Source organism: Mesorhizobium sp. M7A.F.Ca.US.011.01.1.1 (assembly GCF_003998295.1).
In the GTDB taxonomy this organism is placed as follows: Bacteria; Pseudomonadota; Alphaproteobacteria; order Rhizobiales; family Rhizobiaceae; genus Mesorhizobium.
In genome coordinates this window covers 57,559-77,373 of the sequence record NZ_RZRT01000020.1, presented here as the reverse complement: position 1 = coordinate 77,373, position 19,815 = coordinate 57,559, and the positions used below count along the sequence as shown (strand labels likewise).

21 protein-coding genes are annotated in these 19,815 nt (G+C 63.1%); 8 read left to right on the top strand and 13 right to left on the bottom strand.

What is annotated here, in order from left to right:
• Nucleotides 1-10: 10 nt before the first annotated feature.
• The 5 genes from EOA13_RS19480 to EOA13_RS19460 all read right to left on the bottom strand — a co-directional run bounded on the left by EOA13_RS19480 (nucleotide 11) and on the right by EOA13_RS19460 (nucleotide 4,889).
• The gene (locus tag EOA13_RS19480) at nucleotides 11-835 is read right to left on the bottom strand and encodes a carbohydrate ABC transporter permease (RefSeq protein WP_127295073.1); all 825 of its coding nucleotides are present in this window, start codon (nucleotides 833-835) and stop codon (nucleotides 11-13) included.
• A gap of 1 nt (nucleotide 836) precedes the next feature.
• Nucleotides 837-1,799, bottom strand: coding sequence for a sugar ABC transporter permease (locus EOA13_RS19475; protein WP_127295071.1), 963 nt, complete (start codon nucleotides 1,797-1,799; stop codon nucleotides 837-839).
• Between the two features lie 46 nt (nucleotides 1,800-1,845).
• Nucleotides 1,846-3,114, bottom strand: coding sequence for an ABC transporter substrate-binding protein (locus tag EOA13_RS19470; RefSeq protein WP_127295069.1), 1,269 nt, complete (start codon nucleotides 3,112-3,114; stop codon nucleotides 1,846-1,848).
• Between the two features lie 375 nt (nucleotides 3,115-3,489).
• Entirely contained in the window at nucleotides 3,490-3,978 is a 489-nt protein-coding gene (locus tag EOA13_RS19465; protein ID WP_127295067.1) for a GNAT family N-acetyltransferase, read from the bottom strand.
• Nucleotides 3,979-3,983: 5 nt separating this feature from the next.
• Nucleotides 3,984-4,889: a lytic transglycosylase domain-containing protein gene (locus EOA13_RS19460; protein ID WP_127295065.1), complete on the bottom strand. Its 906-nt coding sequence runs from the start codon at nucleotides 4,887-4,889 to the stop codon at nucleotides 3,984-3,986.
• Between the two features lie 181 nt (nucleotides 4,890-5,070).
• Between EOA13_RS19460 and EOA13_RS19455 the strand changes: the two genes are divergently transcribed.
• Nucleotides 5,071-5,640, top strand: coding sequence for a methylated-DNA--[protein]-cysteine S-methyltransferase (locus EOA13_RS19455; protein WP_127295063.1), 570 nt, complete (start codon nucleotides 5,071-5,073; stop codon nucleotides 5,638-5,640).
• An 18-nt stretch (nucleotides 5,641-5,658) separates the two neighbouring features.
• On the opposite strand, the gene EOA13_RS19450 is transcribed toward EOA13_RS19455, so the two are convergent.
• Nucleotides 5,659-5,988: a hypothetical protein gene (locus EOA13_RS19450; protein WP_023809723.1), complete on the bottom strand. Its 330-nt coding sequence runs from the start codon at nucleotides 5,986-5,988 to the stop codon at nucleotides 5,659-5,661.
• Nucleotides 5,989-6,284: 296 nt separating this feature from the next.
• Here EOA13_RS19450 and EOA13_RS19445 point away from each other — a divergent pair, with 296 nt between their 5' ends.
• The 3 genes from EOA13_RS19445 to EOA13_RS19435 all read left to right on the top strand — a co-directional run bounded on the left by EOA13_RS19445 (nucleotide 6,285) and on the right by EOA13_RS19435 (nucleotide 7,219).
• On the top strand, nucleotides 6,285-6,497 hold the full coding sequence (locus EOA13_RS19445) for a cold-shock protein (protein WP_010910991.1): 213 nt from the start codon (nucleotides 6,285-6,287) through the stop codon (nucleotides 6,495-6,497).
• Between the two features lie 270 nt (nucleotides 6,498-6,767).
• Nucleotides 6,768-6,968 (top strand): hypothetical protein, encoded by a 201-nt coding sequence (locus EOA13_RS19440; RefSeq protein ID WP_127295061.1) that lies wholly within the window; start codon nucleotides 6,768-6,770, stop codon nucleotides 6,966-6,968.
• A complete protein-coding gene (locus EOA13_RS19435) occupies nucleotides 6,965-7,219 on the top strand; it encodes a hypothetical protein (protein WP_127295059.1) in 255 nt (84 codons plus the stop codon). The genes EOA13_RS19440 and EOA13_RS19435 overlap by 4 nt, the downstream gene beginning before the upstream one ends.
• Before the next feature lie 54 nt (nucleotides 7,220-7,273).
• Here EOA13_RS19435 and EOA13_RS19430 read toward each other — a convergent pair whose 3' ends face one another.
• The 3 genes from EOA13_RS19430 to EOA13_RS19420 all read right to left on the bottom strand — a co-directional run bounded on the left by EOA13_RS19430 (nucleotide 7,274) and on the right by EOA13_RS19420 (nucleotide 9,756).
• Nucleotides 7,274-7,882, bottom strand: coding sequence for a glutathione S-transferase family protein (locus EOA13_RS19430; RefSeq protein ID WP_127295057.1), 609 nt, complete (start codon nucleotides 7,880-7,882; stop codon nucleotides 7,274-7,276).
• Between the two features lie 138 nt (nucleotides 7,883-8,020).
• Nucleotides 8,021-8,869, bottom strand: a complete 849-nt coding sequence (locus EOA13_RS19425) for an EAL domain-containing protein (protein WP_127295055.1) — start codon at nucleotides 8,867-8,869, stop codon at nucleotides 8,021-8,023.
• Nucleotides 8,866-9,756: an EAL domain-containing protein gene (locus EOA13_RS19420; protein ID WP_127295053.1), complete on the bottom strand. Its 891-nt coding sequence runs from the start codon at nucleotides 9,754-9,756 to the stop codon at nucleotides 8,866-8,868. The genes EOA13_RS19425 and EOA13_RS19420 overlap by 4 nt, the downstream gene beginning before the upstream one ends.
• A 205-nt stretch (nucleotides 9,757-9,961) precedes the next feature.
• Between EOA13_RS19420 and EOA13_RS19415 the strand changes: the two genes are divergently transcribed.
• Nucleotides 9,962-11,164 (top strand): pyridoxal phosphate-dependent aminotransferase, encoded by a 1,203-nt coding sequence (locus EOA13_RS19415; protein ID WP_127295051.1) that lies wholly within the window; start codon nucleotides 9,962-9,964, stop codon nucleotides 11,162-11,164.
• A gap of 60 nt (nucleotides 11,165-11,224) precedes the next feature.
• Here EOA13_RS19415 and EOA13_RS19410 read toward each other — a convergent pair whose 3' ends face one another.
• Together EOA13_RS19410 and EOA13_RS19405 are read right to left on the bottom strand one after the other, a co-directional pair.
• Nucleotides 11,225-12,742, bottom strand: a complete 1,518-nt coding sequence (locus EOA13_RS19410) for an MFS transporter (RefSeq protein WP_127295049.1) — start codon at nucleotides 12,740-12,742, stop codon at nucleotides 11,225-11,227.
• Nucleotides 12,743-12,930: 188 nt separating this feature from the next.
• Nucleotides 12,931-13,326, bottom strand: coding sequence for a cupin domain-containing protein (locus tag EOA13_RS19405; RefSeq protein ID WP_127295047.1), 396 nt, complete (start codon nucleotides 13,324-13,326; stop codon nucleotides 12,931-12,933).
• Nucleotides 13,327-13,642: 316 nt separating this feature from the next.
• Between EOA13_RS19405 and EOA13_RS19400 the strand changes: the two genes are divergently transcribed.
• Both EOA13_RS19400 and EOA13_RS19395 read left to right on the top strand, forming a co-directional pair.
• A complete protein-coding gene (locus EOA13_RS19400; protein ID WP_127295045.1) occupies nucleotides 13,643-15,694 on the top strand; it encodes an elongation factor G in 2,052 nt (683 codons plus the stop codon).
• 718 nt (nucleotides 15,695-16,412) lie between these two features.
• Nucleotides 16,413-16,910, top strand: a complete 498-nt coding sequence (locus EOA13_RS19395) for an isoprenylcysteine carboxylmethyltransferase family protein (RefSeq protein ID WP_127295043.1) — start codon at nucleotides 16,413-16,415, stop codon at nucleotides 16,908-16,910.
• A 177-nt stretch (nucleotides 16,911-17,087) separates the two neighbouring features.
• Here the strand turns inward: EOA13_RS19395 and EOA13_RS19390 are convergent, their stop codons facing one another.
• Nucleotides 17,088-17,984, bottom strand: a complete 897-nt coding sequence (locus EOA13_RS19390; protein ID WP_127295041.1) for a LysR family transcriptional regulator — start codon at nucleotides 17,982-17,984, stop codon at nucleotides 17,088-17,090.
• Between the two features lie 79 nt (nucleotides 17,985-18,063).
• Complete coding sequence (gene trxB / locus EOA13_RS19385) at nucleotides 18,064-19,038, bottom strand: thioredoxin-disulfide reductase (RefSeq protein ID WP_013530078.1); 975 nt, start codon at nucleotides 19,036-19,038, stop codon at nucleotides 18,064-18,066.
• A gap of 250 nt (nucleotides 19,039-19,288) precedes the next feature.
• On the opposite strand from trxB, the gene EOA13_RS19380 reads away from it, so the two are divergent.
• Nucleotides 19,289-19,768: an Lrp/AsnC family transcriptional regulator gene (locus EOA13_RS19380; protein WP_013530077.1), complete on the top strand. Its 480-nt coding sequence runs from the start codon at nucleotides 19,289-19,291 to the stop codon at nucleotides 19,766-19,768.
• Nucleotides 19,769-19,815 lie beyond the last annotated feature (47 nt).

Here is a 19,815-nt window from a genome sequence, read left to right as displayed (position 1 = left end):
GTTCGCCCCCTCACCCCTTGACCCCGCCGGCGGTGAGGCCGGAAACGATCTTGCGCTGGAAGATCAGCACCAGCACCACCAGCGGCACCGTGACGATCACCGAGGCCGCCATGATGTTGCCCCAGGGGATCTCGAACTGCGAGTTGCCGGAGAGCAGCGCGATCGCCACCGGCACGGTCCGCTGTGCGTTATTGGAGGTGAAGGTCAGGGCAAACAGGAACTCGTTCCACGCGCCGATGAAGGCCAGCAGCCCGGTGGTTGCCAGCGCCGGCCACATCAGCGGCAGGAAGACCCGCGTGATGATGATCCACGGCGTCGCGCCGTCTAGGATCGCCGCCTCCTCGACCTCGACCGGCAGGTCGCGGACGAAGGTGGTGAGCACCCAGACGGTGAACGGCAAGGTGAAGATCATGTAGGAGAAGATCAGCGCGAACAGCGAATTGTAGAGGCCGAACAGGCGGACCAGTTCGAACAGCCCGGCCAGCAGCGCCACCTGCGGGAACATCGACACCGACAGGATGATGAACAGCAGGGCCGAGCGACCGCGAAAGCGAATACGCGCCAGCGCATAGGCTGATGTGACGCCGAGCAACAGCGAAAGCGCAACCACCGCGCCGGAGACGAACAGCGAGTTCAGCAAGTTGCGCACGAAGCTGCCTTCGGTCAGCACATTCCGGTAATTGGCAAGACTGATCGTCGTCGGCCACAGATCGGCCCGAAACAGATCGGTCCCCGTTTTCAGGCTGGTGACGATGGCGTAGTAGAACGGGAACACGGCGACGAAGACGATGACCGCGACCAGCAGGTAAAAGGCCGTGCGCTTCACGATCCACATGTCAGCGGCCTCCGTCCAGGCTTATCCGGCCGATCCGGATGGTAACGATGGTGAGCAGAGCCAGGATCAGGAAGAGCAAGGTCGAGGCGGCGGAGCCATAGGCGAACTTATCGAACTCGAACAGGTTCTCGCGGGCGAACACCGACATCGACTTGGTGTGCACATTGTTGGGCGTCAGCACATAGATCAGGTCGAAGATGCGCAGCGCATCGAGCGCGCGGAAGATCACCGCCACCATCAGCGCCGGGCGGATGAGCGGCAAGGTCACCCGCCAGAAGATCTGCCACGGATTGGCGCCGTCGAGCCTGGCGACCTCGATGATCTCCCTCGGCAGCATCTGCAGCGCGGCCAGGATGAGCAGCGTCATGAACGGTGTCGCCTTCCAGATATCGACGATGAGGACGGCCGCCATCGCCGTGTCGGCGTCGGCCGTCCAGGCGATCTTGGTGCTGATCAGGCCGAGATTGAGCAGCACGACATTGATGATGCCGAACTGGTCGTTGAGCATCCATTGCCACATCTTCGCCGAGACGATCGTCGGGATCGCCCAGGGGATCAGGATCGCTGCCCTGACGATGCCGCGGCCGGCGAATTCCGCGTTGAGAACCAGGGCAACGATGGTGCCGAGGATGGTCTCGCAGGCCACCGAAATCACTGTGAAACGAACCGTGTTCCAGACGGCACGCCACCAGACCGGATCGACGAGCAACCCGTCATAGAGGGTCCGGCCGCTCGGCATGCTGAACACCGAGAAATAATTGGCGAAGCCGACCCATTGGCGCGCATCGAGATCGGCCAGCGAGGCATCGGTGAAGCTGAAATAGACCGTGCGGGCAAGCGGCCAGCCGGCCGCCGCGGCGAGCACCAGCAGCATTGGCGCCAGGAAAAGCCACGCCGAGCGAACGCGCTGCGCCGTCAACTGCGAGTGCGCGGCCCTGGCTGTTTCCGGTTCCGTCCCTGTCATCTCGCTCCGCTCGTTGCGGTCCCGCCGGGTGGCTGTCCCAGTATCGTCACCAGCCTCGGCCCTTCAACTTGGTCAGCATCGCTTCGAGGTCGGCCAGATTGTCGGCGGCAGTGCCGTCGCCCGAGAGCGTGTTGTGAACGGCGTTCCAGAACTGGCTCGACGCCTCGTTGTATTTGATCCTGGTCGCGGCCGAGGGGCGCGGCACCGCATCGAGAAAGATCTGCTTCCAGCGCGGAACGATCGGCTGTTGCCTGGCGATGTCGGCATCGTCATACAGCGCCTGGATGGTCGGCAGGTTGGACGTCTTCAGCGTGCGGTATTTCTGCATCGCGGGCGAGGCGATGAACTTGATCAGCTCGATCGCGGCATCCGGATGCTTCGAATATTTGGAAACGGCGAGATTCCAGCCGCCCAGGGTCGCGACCGGTCGGGCGCCCTCGCCCGTGCCGGCCGGCAGCGGCGCCACGTCGAACTTGCCCTTGATCGGCGAGCCCTCGCCGTTGCCGAGCGCGTAGGCATAGGGCCAGTTGCGCATGAACACCGCATTGCCTGTCTGCCAGACACCGCGCGATTCCTCTTCCTGGTAGGCGAGCACGCCGGGCGGCGCGATGGTCCCGACCCAGCCCTTGACCATGTCGAGCACCGCCGCCGCTTGGCTGTTGTTGACGGAGATGGTGCCGTCCGGCTCGATGATCTGGCCGCCGCCATTCGACATCACCCATTCGAGCGCGTCGCAGGTCAGCCCCTCATAGGCGTTGCCCTGGAAGACGAAGCCCCAGATATCCCGATTGCCAGCCGCACGCTCCTTGTCCATGACCAGCCTGGCGGTGTCGGCCAGTTCCTTCCAGGTGGCCGGCACCTTGGCGCCATATTTGTCGAGGAGATCCTTGCGGTAGTAGAGCGCCGGCGCATCGGTAAAGATCGGCAAGGCGACGAGCTTGCCGTTGACGGTCTGCGACTGGATGATCGACGGGAAATGCTCAGCCACGATATCCTTGGTGGCCGCGGTCAGATCGACGAGCTGGCTGGCGAGCTGCGGCGCCCAGATGACATCGGTCTGGTAGACGTCGATATCGCTGTTTCCCGCGGCGAGCCAAAGCCGGTACTGGCCGAACTGGTCGGTCCCGGACGTCGGCATGACGACGATGCCGACTTTGTTGCCGCTGTTTTTCTCGTAACGGTCGAGGATCTCGCGCAGCACCTTGATGCCGTCGCCGGTATCGCCCGACACGATCGACAGCTCGACGGCCCGCGCTTGCGTGCTAACCAGCATGGCGGCGACGCCGAGCACCAGGAATGCGTGAAAAAGCTTCATGATGGTGGATGTCCCCCTGGAGCCGGCGAAATCCTCCCACGCGCCGGCAGCTTGTCAGACCCCACCCTGCAATGAATGCGGAGCGACGCTTTGGGTTCCCAAAGCGAGCCATTCCTGGTGTGTCGAGATTGGGGGGCAAGGCGAGACGCGAAAGCCGGTGGGTCCCGAAACCCGCCAGCCCAGGGACCCACCGTGGAGTGGTGACACATGCCGGCGCAGCCCTCTCCGACGCCTTGCCAGCGTCGACCCCCCGATCGGCCGCACAGCGTGATGTATCGGTTAGCATTTGCCTGTGGGGGCCTATGTGAAGCAGTTCACAGACCGAACGCTTTTCCCGCCAACGCGGCTGGAAACCGCCTCAGCCTTCCCGGGCGATCAGCCTTCCCAGGCGACGGGGCTCATGCCCAGCCGCTCATAGAGCCGGACGGCGGCGGGATTCTCGACCGTGTTGGTCTTGAGGTCGACATGATCGGCGCCGCGTTCGCGAAAAACGGCGAAGGCGTGCCACATCAGCGCTTCGGCAACACCCTTGCCGCGCGCCTCGGGATGAACGGCGAGGTCCTTGACGAAGCCGCGGGTCCAGCACAGTGCCGCCGCCGCCAGCCGGCCCTTGACGTCGATGACGAGGAAGCACAGTGCCGGGTCGAATTCGGGATCGTCCGCGATACGCGGCCACCACTCGTCGAACGGGCCATCGGCGCCATCATCGAACACTTCGGTCAACAGCGCATGAAGGGCGGGCGCGTCACCGGGCTCGAAGCTGCGCATGACAAAACCCTCCGGCCAATGTGGCGGAACCAGCGTCTCGTCGAGGATTTTGCGCAGCCGGATGTCGTTCAAAGCCGGCGGGCGCGGTTCAGGCATCGCGCTCAGGCGTCGGGCTGCAGGCGGCGGCGCTGGCGGTCGCGGCCAAGGCCGGTCGCCTCGAGCAGGCCCTTGCGCTTGGCGTCGTAATAATAGCCGGTCTGGTAGAGCCAGTCGGCCTTCTTGGCGTTGCCGCCGGCCACCAGCCAGGCGCCGCGCAGATATTTGACCGCGTATTTCAGATTGGTATCGGCGTCGAACAGGCCCTTGGCCGGCCCGTCATAGCCCATGCCGCGCGCCGTCGCGTGCTTGATCTGCATCAGTCCCCAATGGCCGTTGTTGTAGGCTTTTGGGTTGAAGGTGCTCTCGCGGTTGACGACATGGCGCACCAGATCCACCGGCACCTGATAGATCGCCGCATATTTTTCGATCAGCCGCTCGACGTCGCCACGCACGCCCGTCGCGTGTTCTTCTTGCACGGGCCCTGCCGGGAACTGGACCAGGGCGGCCGGGTTCTGCGGCACGACATAGGCGATCTGCTGGACGCCCGGCATGCGATCGCCCTTGGCGGTTGCCGGTATGACGAGCCCCGCGGTCGTATAGGTCTCGGCCGCCTTGACCGGCTCGCTCGCCTTTGCCGGCGGCGGCGCCTGCCAGGCATTGGCGGTCATCACCGCGGGCACGGCTGGTGCCGCCGGTGTCGATCCGGCAAAAGCGGCGGTCGCGGCAGCCGGCTGTGCGGCGGGATCGAGCGGCAGTTCGGCCGTCTGAGCGGGAGCAATGCCGGAGGATTCCGGCAGCACCGAAACGGTCTCCGGCAGAGGCACAGTGAAGCCGGCGTCAGTGCCGGCGACGGTCGCTGTTTCGGTGAGAGCAGGCGCGGACTTCATCTGCGAGGTCGACGTGCAGCCGCTGATGCCGGCGGCGGCCAGGATCACGCCGATCGCGATAAGGTTGAGTTTTGCTGGCAAGCCGCGCTCGGGTCCGGTTTGTCGGGTTGTTAAGAAATCCCTTACACCAGCGATTCAGGCCGGGCAATCGGGGCGATCAGGTGGTTTTCGGGTGGCGAGACGCAGGCGCTGGTGCCATATTGTTCCGGATATGTACTGGGGCGAATCCCGGATTTCGTCACTTTGCGGGAAGGAACGCATCATGGTCACGACAGCTTCGATCACGGCCGGCCACGCAGTGTTAGAAACAGTGATCGGTTTCATGGGCATTGCCTGGAGCGAAAAGGGCCTGATCCGGCTCTGCCTGCCCGAACGCAGCCGCGAAGCGGTGGAGCGGCGCCTGCTGCGCCATGGCGGCGTTTCCACCTCCACGGCGCAGCCGCCATGGGTGATCGAGCTGATCGCAGCGATCAAGGCCTATGCGGCGGGCGAGGACATCGATTTCTCCGCCGTGCCGGTCGATCTCGACGGCGTCGACGATTTTCGCCTCGCCATTTACGACGCGGCGCGAAAACTCTCCTTCGGCGAAACCACCACCTATGGTGAGCTGGCCAAAACCGCCGGCCATGCCGGGCTCGCCCGCGAAACCGGGGCCGCCCTTGGCGCCAATCCGGTGCCGCTGGTCATCCCTTGCCATCGCATCCTTGCCGCCGGCGGCAAGATCGGCGGCTTCTCGGCGCCCGGAGGTTCGGTCACCAAGGAGAAGATGCTGGCCATGGAAGGCGTGCGCGTCGGCCCGCCGCCACCGGCGCAGGTGTCGTTCGGGTTTTGAACGGCGGCGGCCGAGAACCTAGTTGTTGTGGAAGAACCGCCGGCGGAAATGCCGGTCATTGTCCGGCCGCTTACAGTTGTAGACCGGGCAGGACTTTGTGTCGGCGCTCGGCACGTAGGCCCGTGTCCTCACCTCGCCCATGCTGCAGAATCGCTGGCTCTGCACATAGCGGTCGTAGAGCGGCAGCCCAGGCACCCGCTTCGACTGGTAGCGCAGGATGACGGCCCCTTGCCGGGCGATCGTCCCCTGAACCTTGCCGCAGCTCATACGCGTCGGGTCGTAGCGCGAGATCGCCTGCGCCTGAGCGGCGACAAGCGTCAGGCAGGCGGCAAGCAGAATGATTTTCATGGTCCTCTCCCCCAAGATCCCCTCCCAAGCGGGTGTGGATCGAGCGCCCACAGGCTCCGATCATCGCGACGCTCTCACGCGATTGGGGCGGCCATCGGGCGGCGCCCTCATCACGGCTTTCTCACGCAGTCTTGTTTTTCGTGCGAAAGCAGCCTATATGCCTTCCATTGATATTTCGGCCGATCGATCCGGGCCTCGCGATAATCGCGTTTGCTGACGTCTATCTCCAAAATCTCGATGCACACCGGCTGGACCTCGGTCCGGTCAATCTAAAGCAAATGTGAAGGACTATCTAAATGGCAACAGGAACGGTCAAGTGGTTCAACGCCACCAAGGGCTTCGGCTTCATTCAGCCTGACGCGGGCGGCGCGGACGTTTTCGTCCACATCTCCGCTGTCGAGCGTGCTGGACTGTCGACCCTGGTCGAAGGCCAGAAGATCAACTTCGAGATTGAGCAGGACCGCCGCACTGGCAAGTCGTCCGCTGGATCTCTGAGCAAGGCAGCCTGATTTTGCGATAGCGCGCGCCGGGCGAGAGCTCGGGGCGCGCGGCAAGTCACGGATGTACTGACAGTCGCGCGAGAAGCGCGCTGGAGCGGAAAGACCCGACAAGCTGGATCAGCAGATAGCTGCCAGCCCGGACCGGACGCTCCGATCAGGCTACCAAGCATGGAAGGCGGGATTTATCCCGCCTTTTTGCTGTCTGGGCTTCAAATGCCGCCGCCAGGACCTATAGTCCCACTTGTGGTACTTTTGGCCCAATAGTGGTACTATTCAGCCATGACCAAGCTTGAGCAAATCGAAAAATCCGTCGCCGAACTGAGCCCTGAAGAACTGAAGGCGTTTGCCGCCTGGTTCGAAGCGCTTCGGGAGGACATGTGGGATCGGCAGATCGAGGCCGATGCGAAGGCCGGCCGATTGGATAAATTGGTGGGCGAGGCGCGGGCTGAGATAGCTGCCGGCAAATTGCGCGACTTGTGAAACACCGCGCGACCGCGAGCTTTTGGACGAAGTATCAATCTCTGCCGAAAGCCGTTCGCCGTCTGGCCGACAAAAGCTTCGTGCTGATGAAAAGCAATCCCCGCCATCCATCTCTTCATTTCAAAAAAGTGAGCGAGTTTTGGTCAGCAAGAATAGACATCAACTATCGCGCCCTGGCTCTGGAGAGCGCTGACGGCTTTGACTGGTTCTGGATCGGCACTCATGCCGAATACGATCGTCTCCTGAAATAGGCGGCGCCTTGTGCGGGCAGCCGCGAAATGGCGACGGCGGCGTGCGGGACAAAACTATCCCATCCACCCGATCGGCACATGTCCGGGATCGGCTTCCACCCTTTTCAACCAGGCAGCCACCGCCGGATAGGCGTCGAGCTGGAAGCCGCCCTGCTCTGCCGTATGCGTATAGGCATAGAGCGCGATGTCGGCGACGCTGAACGCGCCGCCGGCGAAGAAGGCATTGTTTTCCAGATGCCTGTTCATCACCCCGAGCGCCTTGTTGCCGCGCTCCAGCGTCACCGCCAGCCGCTCCGGCGTCGCATCCCCAGCACGTTCGGGGAAGGTCAGCAGCGCCTTGCGCACGGCGATGTAGGGCTCGTGGCTGTATTGTTCGAAGAACAGCCATTGATACGCAAGCCCACGCTCATACCTGTCCGCCGGCAGGAAGCGGGTGCCTTCGGCGAGATAGAGCAGGATGGCGTTGGATTCGGCCAGCCGCCGGCCATCGTCGAACTCGAGCAGCGGCACCATAGCGTTCGGATTCTTGGCGACAAAGTCGGCTTTGCGCGTATCGCCGGTGTGCGAACTCACTTCGACATTGGTAAAGCCAAGGCCAAGCTTGGCCATCAGCAGGCGCGGCTTGTAACAATTGCCGCTGTCGATCATGCCGTAAAGTATCATGGCTGTTCCCCGGAGCACTGTCTCCGCGCGATTATCGCAGCGGCGGCGGCCTCAACCAATGATTTGTTTTGGTACGACGATCAGCGCCGCTGATGCAAAGCGTCCAAGGACGCTCACGGCACCAATTGTCGGCATGCCCTAGCCAAAGAGGGGCACGACCTTGCTGTCCCGGCCCAGCAGCGCATCGATGACCAGCGGCTTTTCCTCGAATACCGTGCCGGCAAGCGCGGGACGGGCGAGGAGAAAACCCTGCAGCAGGTCGACGCCGCCTTCCAGCGCGACGCGCAGATGAGTGGGCTGCTCGATGCCTTCGACCAGCACCTTGGCGCCGCGGTCATGCAGGCTGGAAACCAGCGGGCGGAAGAACCGTTCGGCGGCGGCGTGGCGGCAGAACTCCGCGAACCAGGTGCCGTCGATCTTGACGATGTCGGGCTTGAGCAGGCTCACCCGCTCCTCGGTCGAGTGCCCGGTGCCGAAATCGTCGATGGCGATGCGGATGCCGTCGCGCCGCATTTCGCGCACCAGCCGCGCGAGAAGCGCGTCGTCCGCCGCCTGTTCGGTGATTTCGCATACCAGCATGGCCGGCGCGAGGCCGAACTCGCCGAGATGCCTGGTCATCAGGCGAATTTCGGCCAGTGCCCGCCCGGCATGGTCATTGATCAACGGATTGTAGTTGAAGAACAGATCGAGCCCGTCGACGCCGATGTTGCGGAAATTCCTGAGATGCAGCGCCCGGCACATGGTTTCCACAAACAGCCGGTCCGAGACGGCAACGCTTTCAAAGAACATCTTTGGCGCGCCGGGGCGGCCGGCACGGTGCGGCTCGATCAGGGCTTCGGCCGCGACCGCGTGAAGGAAACGGCCGCGCGGCGCGAAAATCGGCTGGTAGGCGCTGCGCAGCCGGAACTCGCCATGCATGCCGTATTCGATACCGACTTCGTCGACCCGGATCGCATCGCCGACATTGCGCCGCCGATCGTCTCTCATGTCGCCACACGGCGCCCGAAGGCCTTGACCGGCCGCGCCGAAGGCGTTGCCACGGCAGGAACCGTGTCGACGGCAGCAGCGACAGGCGCCTGCCTGGCCTTGTCGAAGACGCCAAAGCTGGTCGGCGCCAATTCGGGCCGCGCCAGCACGAAACCCTGCACCATCGATGCACCCGATTTCTCGGCGAGCTCCAGTTGCCAGCCCTCCTCGATGCCTTCGAACACCGTATGGATGCCTTGCTCCTCGAAGTTCTTCACCATGGCGGTCAGCAACGCGAAGCCGGCGCCGGACTCCATCAGTTGCGTGATCCAGTAGGCATCGAACTTGACGATATCCGGCTTCAACTCCTTGACCCGATTGATGTCGGAATCGTCGGCGCCATAATCGTCGACGGCGATGCGAAAACCGTTGGCCCTCAGTGCCGCGACGAAGCCGTGCAAGGCTTCCTGCGACGCCGACCGCTGCTCGGTCACCTCGCAGACGATGCGACGCGGGTCGATGCCGGCCTCGTGCAGCACGAGCCGCATGTCGCGCAAGGCAGCGTCGGCAACAGTGCGTTCGGTGAACACCGACGGGTCGAAATTGACGAAGATCGACGCTTCCCGCGGCAGGCAGGCACCGGCGTTGAGAAGATGCAGCGTCCTGGTCAGCGCCTCGATATGCAGCCGGTCGGCGGCCGGACAGGTCGAGAAGAAATTCATCGGCGATTGTGGCTCGCCGTCGCGGAACGGTCGGATCAGCCCTTCGAACGCGACCACCGACAGCTTGCCTTCCTTGAAGGCGAAGATCGGCTGGAAGGCGCTTTGCAGCGTGTAGATGCCCCAGACACCGGTGGAGGTGCCGTCGTCCTGGCGGATGATGTGGGCAAGCCCGACGCTGCGCGACACGGTTCCTCGCTCCGCAATTGGTCTGTGATCCTGCCACTCAAGCCTCTACCGCTCGTTAATGAATTTATTGTTGCCGACCAGGTCCCGATCACGGCTCCTTGAGACCTGGATCAGCCGACAATGCTTGCGTTGCGCGAAATCATGCGACATGAGAAGCGCCGCGGCCGCTTCCGGACGCGCGACCTTCCATGGAGACGTCAAGCTCATGGCCTTTCTTGCCGACACCCTTTCCCGCGTGAAGCCTTCCGCCACCATCGCGGTGACGCAGAAAGCGCGCGAGCTGAAAAATGCCGGCCGTGACATTATCGGGCTTGGCGCCGGCGAACCGGATTTCGACACGCCAGACAACATCAAGAATGCGGCGATTGAGGCAATCCACCGTGGCGAAACCAAGTATCCGCCGGTTTCGGGCATCGTGCCGCTGCGCGAGGCGATCGCAAAAAAGTTCAAGCGCGAGAACAATCTCGACTACAAGCCCGAGCAGACCATAGTCGGCACCGGCGGCAAGCAGATTCTGTTCAACGCCTTCATGGCGACGCTGAACCCCGGCGACGAGGTCATCATTCCTCGCCCCTATTGGGTCAGCTATCCCGAGATGGTGGCGATCTGCGGCGGCACGTCGGTGTTTGCCGACACCTCGATCGACAATGGCTTCAAGCTGACTGCTTCCGTGCTGGAAAAGGCGATCACACCGAAGACCAAATGGCTGCTGATGAACTCGCCATCGAACCCGTCGGGCGCTGCCTATACCGAGGCCGAACTGCGCGCGTTGGCCGACGTGCTGTTGAAGCATCCGCATGTCTGGACGCTGACCGACGACATGTACGAGCACCTGACCTATGGCGATTTCGTCTTCAAGACCATCGCCGAGGTCGAGCCGAAGCTCTACGAGCGCACCCTGACCATGAACGGCGTGTCGAAAGCCTATGCCATGACCGGCTGGCGCATCGGCTATGCCGCGGGTCCGGTTCAACTGATCAAGGCGATGGACATGATCCAGGGCCAGCAGACGTCAGGCGCCTGCACCATCGCGCAATGGGCCTCGGTCGAGGCGCTGAACGGCCCGCAGGACTTCATCGCCAGGAACAAGGCGATCTTTCAAGGCAGGCGCGACCTTGTCGTGTCGATGCTCAACCAGGCGCGCGGCATCTCTTGCCCGTCACCGGAAGGCGCCTTCTATGTCTATCCCTCTTGCGCCCAGCTGATCGGCAAGAAGACCAAGGCCGGCAAGCTGATCGACACCGACGAGACCTTCTGCTCGGAACTGCTCGAGGCCGAGGGTGTCGCGGTGGTGTTCGGCTCGGCGTTTGGCCTCGGCCCCAACTTCCGCATCTCCTACGCCACCTCGGAGACGTTGCTGGAAGAAGCCTGCACGCGCATCCAGCGCTTCACGGCATCGTTGACCTGACGCGCACTATGAAGGCAGAAAACCCGGCTTCATCGCCGGGTTTTTAATGGGCGGTCAGCCTCACGCCTCGTTCTTGGTCTCTTTGGCTGAGCGCGCCTCGGCCGGCGCCAGCACGGCAACCAGCAGTGCGGCGGTGAGGAACGCGCCAATCGCCGCCGTCAGCATGGCGGCATGGAAGCCGCCAGCATAGGCGGCAGCATACAGGTCGTGCACGCCGCTTTCGCCCATCGCCGCATCGGTTGCGAAATCATGCCGCGAAATTGCGGCACGGGCCACCGCTTCGGCATTGGCGACGCCCGCATCGCTGAGATATCCGGTCAAGAGATCGGTCGCTCGCATGCTCATCAAGGCGCCGAGCAGGGCGATGCCGATGGCAAGGCCGCTCTGGCGGGTGGCGTTGATGACCGCCGACACCATGCCCGAGCGTTCGCGCGGCGCGTAGGACATGGCCGCCGCGCTGCCGGTCGGGATCGCCAGCGCATTGCCGAGGCCGCCAATGGCGAACAGAACGCACAGCACCGAATAGGGCGTCGAAGGTCCGGCCCAGCACATGCCAAGCATGGACAGGCCGATCGCGACATAACCAATGGTCATCAGCGCCGAATGACCATAGCGCGCGCTCAGCCTGCCGATCCATGGCGACACCACGATCTGAACAATGAAGGCCGGCGCCATGCGCAGGCCGGTCTGCGTCGGCGACCAGCCCTGCACCTGCTGCAGGAACATCGAAAAGAAGAAGACGCTGGAATAGGAGGTGAAGCCAAGCGCGAACGAAGCGATATTGGCGACGGCGAAGCGGACGTCGCGGAACAGGAAGAGCGGCAGCATCGGCCGTGCCGTGCGCGCCTCGAAACCGAGGAAGACCGCCAGGCCGGCGACACCGGCGATGAGCGCCATGATCGTTCTTGGCTCGCTCCAGCCGTTCTCGCCGGCCGAGATCAGGCCGAAAGTCAGCGCGCCCAGCCAAACGATGCTGAGCGCCAGGCCGACAAGATCGAGATGGGCATGTTCGGGATGCGCCGTCTCGTTGATCGAAGCAGCACCGAGCGCGATCGTGATCAAGCCAAGCGGCAGGTTGATCAGGAAGATGCTTTGCCAGCCGACGGTCTCGACCAGGATGCCACCGAGGACGGGACCAACGAGCAGAGAGATGGCAGCGAACGACGCCCAGCCGCCGATGACGCCGGCGCGCTCGCGGGCATCGGGAAAGGCCTGTGTCAGGATCGACAGCGCGCCGGGAATGAGCAGCGAGCCGGCGATACCTTGCACAACCCGGCCCGCCAGCAGCACCGGCAAACTGGGCGCGATGGCGCAGATCAGCGAGCCGGCAACGAAGATGCCGACGCCGGCCAGCCACGAGCGCTTGCGGCCATAGCGGTCGCCGACCAGGCCCGACGACAGCATGAAGGCCGACAAGCATAGTGTGTAGGCATCGACCACCCATTGCAGGCCGCCGAAATCGGTCTGCAATGCCTGCTGGATGGTCGGCAGCGCGACATTGACGATGCTGACGTCGAGCAGAGCCACGAACGAACCGAGATAGACGGCGGCGAGTAGGGACAGACGATGCTTTGACATGACATATCCAGACCTGAATTTCGCAATCACCTACATCACTGACTGACGGTCAGCTGAACGGGCAGCATGGCACTGCCGATCACGCGATTGAGCGTGGCCTGCGCCACGATACGGGACTCGCCGCGAGTCGCCCTCTTCTAAAAATGTAGCGGCTGGAAGAGAAGCCCGGCTTCCTACAGACTGAGCATTCAGCCGCCATATTGCTCCGCGGTCACGGCTTCTAGCCAATCGGCATGGACGCCATCGATTGCTTCCTGCATGGAGATATGTGTCATCGCCGATTTCGGCGCTGCGCCATGCCAGTGCTTTTCACCTGGCGCGAACGAGATGACATCGCCGGCCCTGATCTCCTGGACCGGTTCACCCCATGTCTGGGCAAGCCCGGCGCCCACGGTGACATAGAGTGTCTGGCCAAGCGGATGCGTGTGCCAATGGGTGCGCGCGCCCGGCTCGAAGCTGACCAGCGTCGCCCGCAGCCGCGCTGGCGCTTCTTTCTCGATGATCGGCGTCTGCAGCACCCGGCCGGTGAAGTATTTTTCTGGCGCTATGATGGTTGGCACGCTGCCACAGGCAATGATCTTCATGGTTGATGGTCCCAGAAACGGAGGCGGATAAGGCGACAAGCCGCCCATCCTCAGTTTCGGCTGATATCGACCAACGTGCAACAGCTTCCCGCTGCCAACCATCGTCCGATCGGCGCGTAGCTACCGCAGAGCACCGGATTTCTATTTTTCTTGCCCTGCCGGCAAACAAATGGGACGATGGCTTTGGGCAGGTGGCGCTTGAAAAGAACCCCGCCCGCGACGGTCGAACAGGCCGGCCGCCGCTCAGGACCGATTGACCACGCCTGAACCATGTAGCCAGTCGGTCCTACGGGAAACGCCTGAGTGGAGGTCAGTGATGGGTACTCGCGCCGGAGGACGACGCACGGGACCGAAATGCATTGCCATAGTCGGTCCCTTCGCAAGCGGTAAAACGACACTTCTCGAAGCCATACTGGCCCGCACGGGCTCAATTCCCCGACAAAATCCCGTTTCATCGGGCAATACCGTTTCAGACCATTCGCCCGAGGCGCGCGCCCACGCTATGAGCGTCGAGGCGACAATCGCGACCACCGAATTCATGGGCGAGCAGCTTACTTTCGTCGATTGTCCCGGCTCGATCGAATTCTCCTTCGAGGCCGAGCCGGTGCTGGCCGCCTGCGACCTCGCGGTGGTCGTTGCCGAGGCCGACGAAAAGAAAATCCCTGCCCTGCAGCTGATCATGCGCAAGCTCGACGATCTCGGCGTGCCGCGCATCCTGTTCCTCAACAAGGTCGACAAGGCAATCGCCGGTGTGCGCGACACGCTGAAGATGCTGCAGCCGGCAAGCTCGGTGCCGTTGCTGCTGCGCCAGATTCCGTTGCGCAAGGATGGCGTCGTCATCGGTTCGATCGATCTGGCGCTGGAGCGTGCCTACATCTATCGCGAATATGCTGAGAGCGAGGTCGCCGAGATACCGGGCGATGACAAGGCGCGCGAACTGGAGGCGCGCTTCTCCATGCTGGAGGCGCTGGCCGACCATGACGACCAGCTGATGGAACAGCTGCTCGAGGAGATCGAGCCGCCCAAGGACGCCATCTTCGACGATCTTGCCGCCGATCTGCGCGACGGCGCGGTGACGCCGGTGCTGATCGGCACCGCCGAGAAAGGCAACGGCGTGCTGCGCCTCTTGAAGACGATCCGCCACGACGCGCCCGACATCGAGGCAACCCGCAAGCGGCTCGGCGCACCCGACGGCGCGGCTACCCTGGTCCAGGTGATGAAGACCATCCACACCTCGCATGGCGGCAAGCTGTCGGTGTCGCGCATCCTCTCCGGTCAGGTCGTCGACGGTTCCGAACTCTGGCTGCCCGGCGGTGACACCGCCAAGGTTTCCGGCATCTACCGGATGCTCGGCAAGGACCAGTCCAAGCTCTCCATCGCCAAAGCCGGCGACACGGTGGCACTGGGCAAGCTGGACGAGGTCAAGACCGGCCAGACGCTGAGCTCGGCCAAGGGCGGCATCAAGCCGCTCGTCCAGTTCGAGCCGCCGCAGCCGGTCTTCGCCTTCGCGCTCCGTCCCAAGGAGCGCAAGGACGAAGTGAAGATGTCGGCTGCCATCCAGCGGCTGGCCGAGGAGGACCCCTCGCTCAGCCTGCGCCACAATCAGGACTCGGCCGAAACCGTGCTGTCGGGCCATGGCGAGATGCATCTGCGCGTGGTGCGCGAGCGGCTGGAAGGCAAGAACCAGATACCGGTCGAAGGCCATCCGCCGGCAGTGCCCTATCGCGAGACGATCCGCAAATCGGCGCAGCAGCGCGGCCGTCACAAGAAACAGTCCGGCGGCCATGGCCAGTTCGGCGACGTGTTGATCGAGATCAAGCCGCTGCCGCGCGGTTCCGGCTTCCAGTTCACCGATACAATTACCGGCGGCGTCGTGCCCAAGACCTACATCCAGTCGGTCGAGACCGGGGTGCGCGACTATCTGAAATCCGGGCCGCTGGGCTTTCCGGTCGTGGATGTCGCAGTCAACCTGTCGGACGGCTCCTATCATGCGGTCGATTCCTCCGACATGGCCTTCCAGATGGCGGCCAGGTTGGCGATGAAGGAAGGCATGGCCGCGTGCTTGCCGGTGCTCCTGGAGCCCGTGATGAAGGTCGAGATCGTCACCCCCTCCGACGCCACCTCGAAGATCATCGCTCTCATCCCGCAGCGGCGCGGCCAGATCCTCGGCTACGACGCGCGGCCCGACTGGCCGGGATGGGATGTCGTCGAGGCAACCATGCCGCAAGCCGAGATCGGCGACCTGATCATCGAGTTGCGCTCCGCGACCGCGGGCGTTGCCAGCTATCGTGCCGTCTTCGACCACATGGCCGAACTCACCGGCCGTCTGGCCGACGACGCAATGAACACCAACGGCAAGGCTGCCTGATGGCGTGGCGTTCCTGTCGACCTGATTCGGGGGGAACAAGAGAAAACGACGTCCGGCGGGGCCGGACGTCGTTTTGTTCGCGGACCGTTTCCTTGGGAGGTAAAACGTCAGGTCCGCCGCATTTGGTACCGCCGTGTTCGGCGGAAAACGGTTCGGACGCGGTAGCCGCCTGAGCCCGGGCCGTACGAGTGATGCCCCCATCTCCCGTCCGAACCACACCGCGTCCTATGATCTACATAGCAGGTCGCGAGCGTCCGGGATATGTTACCAGAGGTTACATGTCACCGTTACGTGGCAATTGTGATGGAATTTTTGGCCGGCCCAGCAGGGCACAGGCAACAAAAAAGCCGGATCAATGAAGATCCGGCTGAGTTTGATTGGAGTGCCTGTTAAGGCTAACCTCCAGAGGGGAACACTCGAGGGCGCTAATGGGAGGAGAACGCGCCCAGGAGATGATCTATATATGTGCTCATCATGCCCAAGAAACAAGCATCTATTTTGCAACACACACATGCAAAAAGACGCAGGCTGTGGTCTAACCCATTCCAGAAGCCAATAGGACCAGCAAAATCGTCGAAATGGAGCGCTGAATCGGGCAATTGCAACTACAGAATCGCCAATCTCGGCTGGCTTTCGGCTCGAAATGCCAAAACTGGGCAATGATGTGGAAGCGGGCAGCAGGCGTGTATTTCTAAGGCAATCGGGGAGGAAGCAGCCAATGCGGACGTTTTCGGCGATCGCGGGCAGTGCGGCCTTCTTCATCGCGGCGCCCTGCGTGGTTGCCGGGCTGGTGCCTTGGCTGTTGACCGATCGCTGGGGCTTGCCGTGGTCTGGTCTGCCGGGCTTTGTCCCTGTCGGCGGGCTTCTGATCGTCGCCGCGGTCGCGGCACTCCTGCATGCCTTCGGCCGTTTTGCGTTTGAGGGCCTGGGCACACCCGCACCGGTCGCCCCGACCGAGAGGCTGGTGATCGGCGGCATCTACCGCCATGTCCGCAACCCGATGTATGTCGCCGTGCTGTCGATCATCCTCGGCCAGGCGCTGCTGTTCTCGAGCTGGGCGCTTGTCGCCTATGCAGTCATCGGCGCGATCGTCATGGGCTCTTTCGTGCGGTTCTACGAGGAGCCGACCTTGGCTCACCGCTACGGCGCCGAATACGACACCTACCGCCGCAACGTCCCGGGCTGGCTGCCTCGACTGTCGCCCTGGCGTGGTTGAGCCACCATCGCAGGGCGCGTTGAGATTCAGGTCAGGCCGAGTCGAGAATGGTGGCTGCCGAGAACCGGAGCGGAGCGTACTTAAGTGCGTGAGCACAGTTCTACCGCGATGCGGTAGAACGGGAAGCGCAGGAAGCGGCCATGCGCAGGCCGGCCTCACTTGAATATCGGCATGCCCTCAGAAGGACCAGCTTCGGGCCTTGGCGATGATGAAGTCCCGGAACACATGCAGCTTGGCCTGGTTCTTCATCGCGTCGGGATAGGCGAAATAGGTGTCGAAAGACGGCACCTCGGTCTCCGGCAGCAGCTGCACCAGATCGGAGTCCTTGCTGATCACATAGTCGGGCAGCATGGCGATGCCGGCACCGCCCTGCACCGCACGCTTGATCGACAATATGTCGTTGATCTGCAGCGTCGGCACCCTTTGTCCGCCTTCGAAATCACCGACCGTTTCCAGCCAGTTCAGCTCCGACAGATGCGACGGCACCGGCACGCCGAAGGTGACGATGCGATGGGCCTTCAGCTCGGCGACGGAAGACGGCTTGCCATGCTTGGCGACATAGGATGGGGCCGCGTAGAGGTGGAAATGCACGGTGAACAGGCGGCGCTGGATCAGGTCCGGCTGCTGCGGCTGGCGCAGCCGGATGGCGCAATCGGCCTGGCGCATGGTGAGATCGAGTTCCTCGTTGGCGAGGATCAGCTGCAGGCTGATTTCGGGATAGAGTTCGATGAATTCCTGCACCCGCTCGGTCAGCCAGCCGGCGCCCAGCCCCACCGTCGTCGTCACCCGCAGCACGCCCGACGGGCGATCCTTGGTCTCGGTCAGCCGGGACTTTATGGTCTCAAGCTTCATCAGCACGTCATGCGCCGTGCGAAACAGCATCTCACCCTGCTCGGTCAGCACCAGCCCGCGGGCGTGGCGGTTGAAAAAAGGCACGCCGACATCATGCTCGAGTGCGCTGCCCTGCCGCGAGATCGCCGATTGCGACAGATGCAATGTCTCGGCCGCATGGGTAAACGACCCCGCCTCCGCCGCAGCGTGAAACACGCGTAGCTTGTCCCAGTCCAACGCCATGATTCCCCTCGTTCTGTTTTGGCGTCTGAATGAAAAATCAGGCTTTTACACGGCGTTTCTAAGCCGCTCTCTGAACTCTCTACTCGGCCGCTTCGCGATGCACTTCGATGCCGGCCAGATACTTCTCCGCCTCGAGTGCGGCCATGCAGCCAAGCCCCGCCGCCGTCACCGCCTGGCGGTAGATATCGTCGGTCACATCGCCGGCCGCGAACACGCCCGGCACATCGGTGCGGGTCGAATCCGGCGCCGTCCACAGATAGCCGTTCGGCTTCTGCTTGAGCTTGCCGGCGAACAGTTCAACCGCCGGCGCATGGCCGATGGCCACGAACACGCCGTCGATCTTGAGGTGCGACACCTCGCCGGTCACCGCATGCTTGAGCTTCAGCCCCTCGACCGAGGGCGGCAGCGGCGTCTTGCCGGGCCGGCCGGTGATCTCATCGACGATCGTGTCCCAGATGACGCGGACATTGTCCTTCTTCAGAAGCCGCTCGCGCAGGATACGCTCGGCGCGAAAGTCGCTGCGCCTGTGGATGACCGTCACGCTCTTGGCGAGATTGGACAGATAGAGCGCCTCTTCCACCGCTGAATTGCCGCCGCCGATCACCGCGACATCCTTGCCCCGGTAGAAGAAGCCGTCGCAGGTGGCGCAGGCCGAGACTCCAAAACCCATGAAGTCCTGCTCGGTCGGGATGCCCAGCCATTTCGCTTGCGCGCCGGTGGCGATGATCAGCGCGTCGGCGGTGTAGGTGGTGCCGGAATCGCCCTTGGCACGGAACGGTCGCACGTTGAGATCGACCTCGGTGATGATGTCGTTGATGATGTCGGTGCCGACATGCTCGGCCTGTTTCAGCATCTGCTCCATCAGCCACGGACCCTGGATCGGGTCGGCGAAGCCTGGATAGTTCTCGACATCGGTGGTGATCATCAACTGCCCGCCCTGCTGCAGGCCGGCGACCAGCATCGGCTTCAGCATGGCGCGGGCGGCATAGACCGCCGCCGTATAGCCGGCCGGGCCGGAACCGATGATGAGAACGGGCGCGTGCTTGGTGGTCATCTAAAGCCTCTGCGGAGGGCTGCCGGCAATTGCGGCATGGAAAACTCGATCATTATCGCGCGTAATGTAAGTGTTGCCCACGACGCCAGCAAGGCAAGTTGGAGTTCGTCCCCGGAAAGCTTTGTCACACCTGTCGCCCCGCTGATCCCGTGAAATATTCCCGGACGAAGGATGGAATGGACAGCGAAGTCGTTTAATTACAAAATCCCGCAAGATTCTTGCGTATTGCCCCTCATGGTCGAGAACCCCCATGCCGCTCAAGGCCGACCTCGACGCCATCGACTGGAAGATCCTGCGCGAATTGCAGGGCGACGGCCGCATGACCAATGTCGAACTGTCGAATCGCGTCGGCATTTCGGCGCCGCCATGCCTGCGCCGCGTCAAGCGCCTGGAGGAAGCCGGCATCATCCGTGGCTACCGCGCCTTGCTCAATGCACCAGCGCTCGGCCTCGATGTCGTTGCCTTCTGCCTGGTCGGCCTGCATCATCAGGCCGATGCCGAGCTGCGCATCTTTGCCGAGCGCACCCGCGGCTGGCCTATCGTACGCGACGCCTGGATGGTGTCGGGTGAATCCGATTTCCTGCTGCATTGCGTGGCGAGCGACCTCGGCGCCTTCCAGAGCTTCGTCATCGAGGAACTGACCTCGACCCCGAACGTCGACACGGTGCGAACCGCGCTCACCATCCGCCGGGTCAAGGACGAAGGGCTGGTCTCGTTCGCACAGCCTTGAGCCGGTTGAACCGCAGCGGGCTTTCGCCGATGCGGCTTGAGCGCCCC

Excerpts from the sequence above, each read along its gene's own strand:
- EOA13_RS19480 (WP_127295073.1), bottom strand. The coding sequence starts at position 835 with ATGTGGATCGTGAAGCGCACGGCCTTTTACCTGCTGGTCGCGGTCATC.
- EOA13_RS19475 (WP_127295071.1), bottom strand. The coding sequence starts at position 1,799 with ATGACAGGGACGGAACCGGAAACAGCCAGGGCCGCGCACTCGCAGTTG.
- EOA13_RS19470 (WP_127295069.1), bottom strand. The coding sequence starts at position 3,114 with ATGAAGCTTTTTCACGCATTCCTGGTGCTCGGCGTCGCCGCCATGCTG.
- EOA13_RS19465 (WP_127295067.1), bottom strand. The coding sequence starts at position 3,978 with ATGCCTGAACCGCGCCCGCCGGCTTTGAACGACATCCGGCTGCGCAAA.
- EOA13_RS19455 (WP_127295063.1), top strand. The coding sequence starts at position 5,071 with ATGGTCACGACAGCTTCGATCACGGCCGGCCACGCAGTGTTAGAAACA.
- EOA13_RS19450 (WP_023809723.1), bottom strand. The coding sequence starts at position 5,988 with ATGAAAATCATTCTGCTTGCCGCCTGCCTGACGCTTGTCGCCGCTCAG.
- EOA13_RS19445 (WP_010910991.1), top strand. The coding sequence starts at position 6,285 with ATGGCAACAGGAACGGTCAAGTGGTTCAACGCCACCAAGGGCTTCGGC.
- EOA13_RS19440 (WP_127295061.1), top strand. The coding sequence starts at position 6,768 with ATGACCAAGCTTGAGCAAATCGAAAAATCCGTCGCCGAACTGAGCCCT.
- EOA13_RS19430 (WP_127295057.1), bottom strand. The coding sequence starts at position 7,882 with ATGATACTTTACGGCATGATCGACAGCGGCAATTGTTACAAGCCGCGC.
- EOA13_RS19425 (WP_127295055.1), bottom strand. The coding sequence starts at position 8,869 with ATGAGAGACGATCGGCGGCGCAATGTCGGCGATGCGATCCGGGTCGAC.
- EOA13_RS19415 (WP_127295051.1), top strand. The coding sequence starts at position 9,962 with ATGGCCTTTCTTGCCGACACCCTTTCCCGCGTGAAGCCTTCCGCCACC.
- EOA13_RS19410 (WP_127295049.1), bottom strand. The coding sequence starts at position 12,742 with ATGTCAAAGCATCGTCTGTCCCTACTCGCCGCCGTCTATCTCGGTTCG.
- EOA13_RS19405 (WP_127295047.1), bottom strand. The coding sequence starts at position 13,326 with ATGAAGATCATTGCCTGTGGCAGCGTGCCAACCATCATAGCGCCAGAA.
- EOA13_RS19400 (WP_127295045.1), top strand. The coding sequence starts at position 13,643 with ATGGGTACTCGCGCCGGAGGACGACGCACGGGACCGAAATGCATTGCC.
- EOA13_RS19395 (WP_127295043.1), top strand. The coding sequence starts at position 16,413 with ATGCGGACGTTTTCGGCGATCGCGGGCAGTGCGGCCTTCTTCATCGCG.
- EOA13_RS19390 (WP_127295041.1), bottom strand. The coding sequence starts at position 17,984 with ATGGCGTTGGACTGGGACAAGCTACGCGTGTTTCACGCTGCGGCGGAG.
- trxB (WP_013530078.1), bottom strand. The coding sequence starts at position 19,038 with ATGACCACCAAGCACGCGCCCGTTCTCATCATCGGTTCCGGCCCGGCC.
- EOA13_RS19380 (WP_013530077.1), top strand. The coding sequence starts at position 19,289 with ATGCCGCTCAAGGCCGACCTCGACGCCATCGACTGGAAGATCCTGCGC.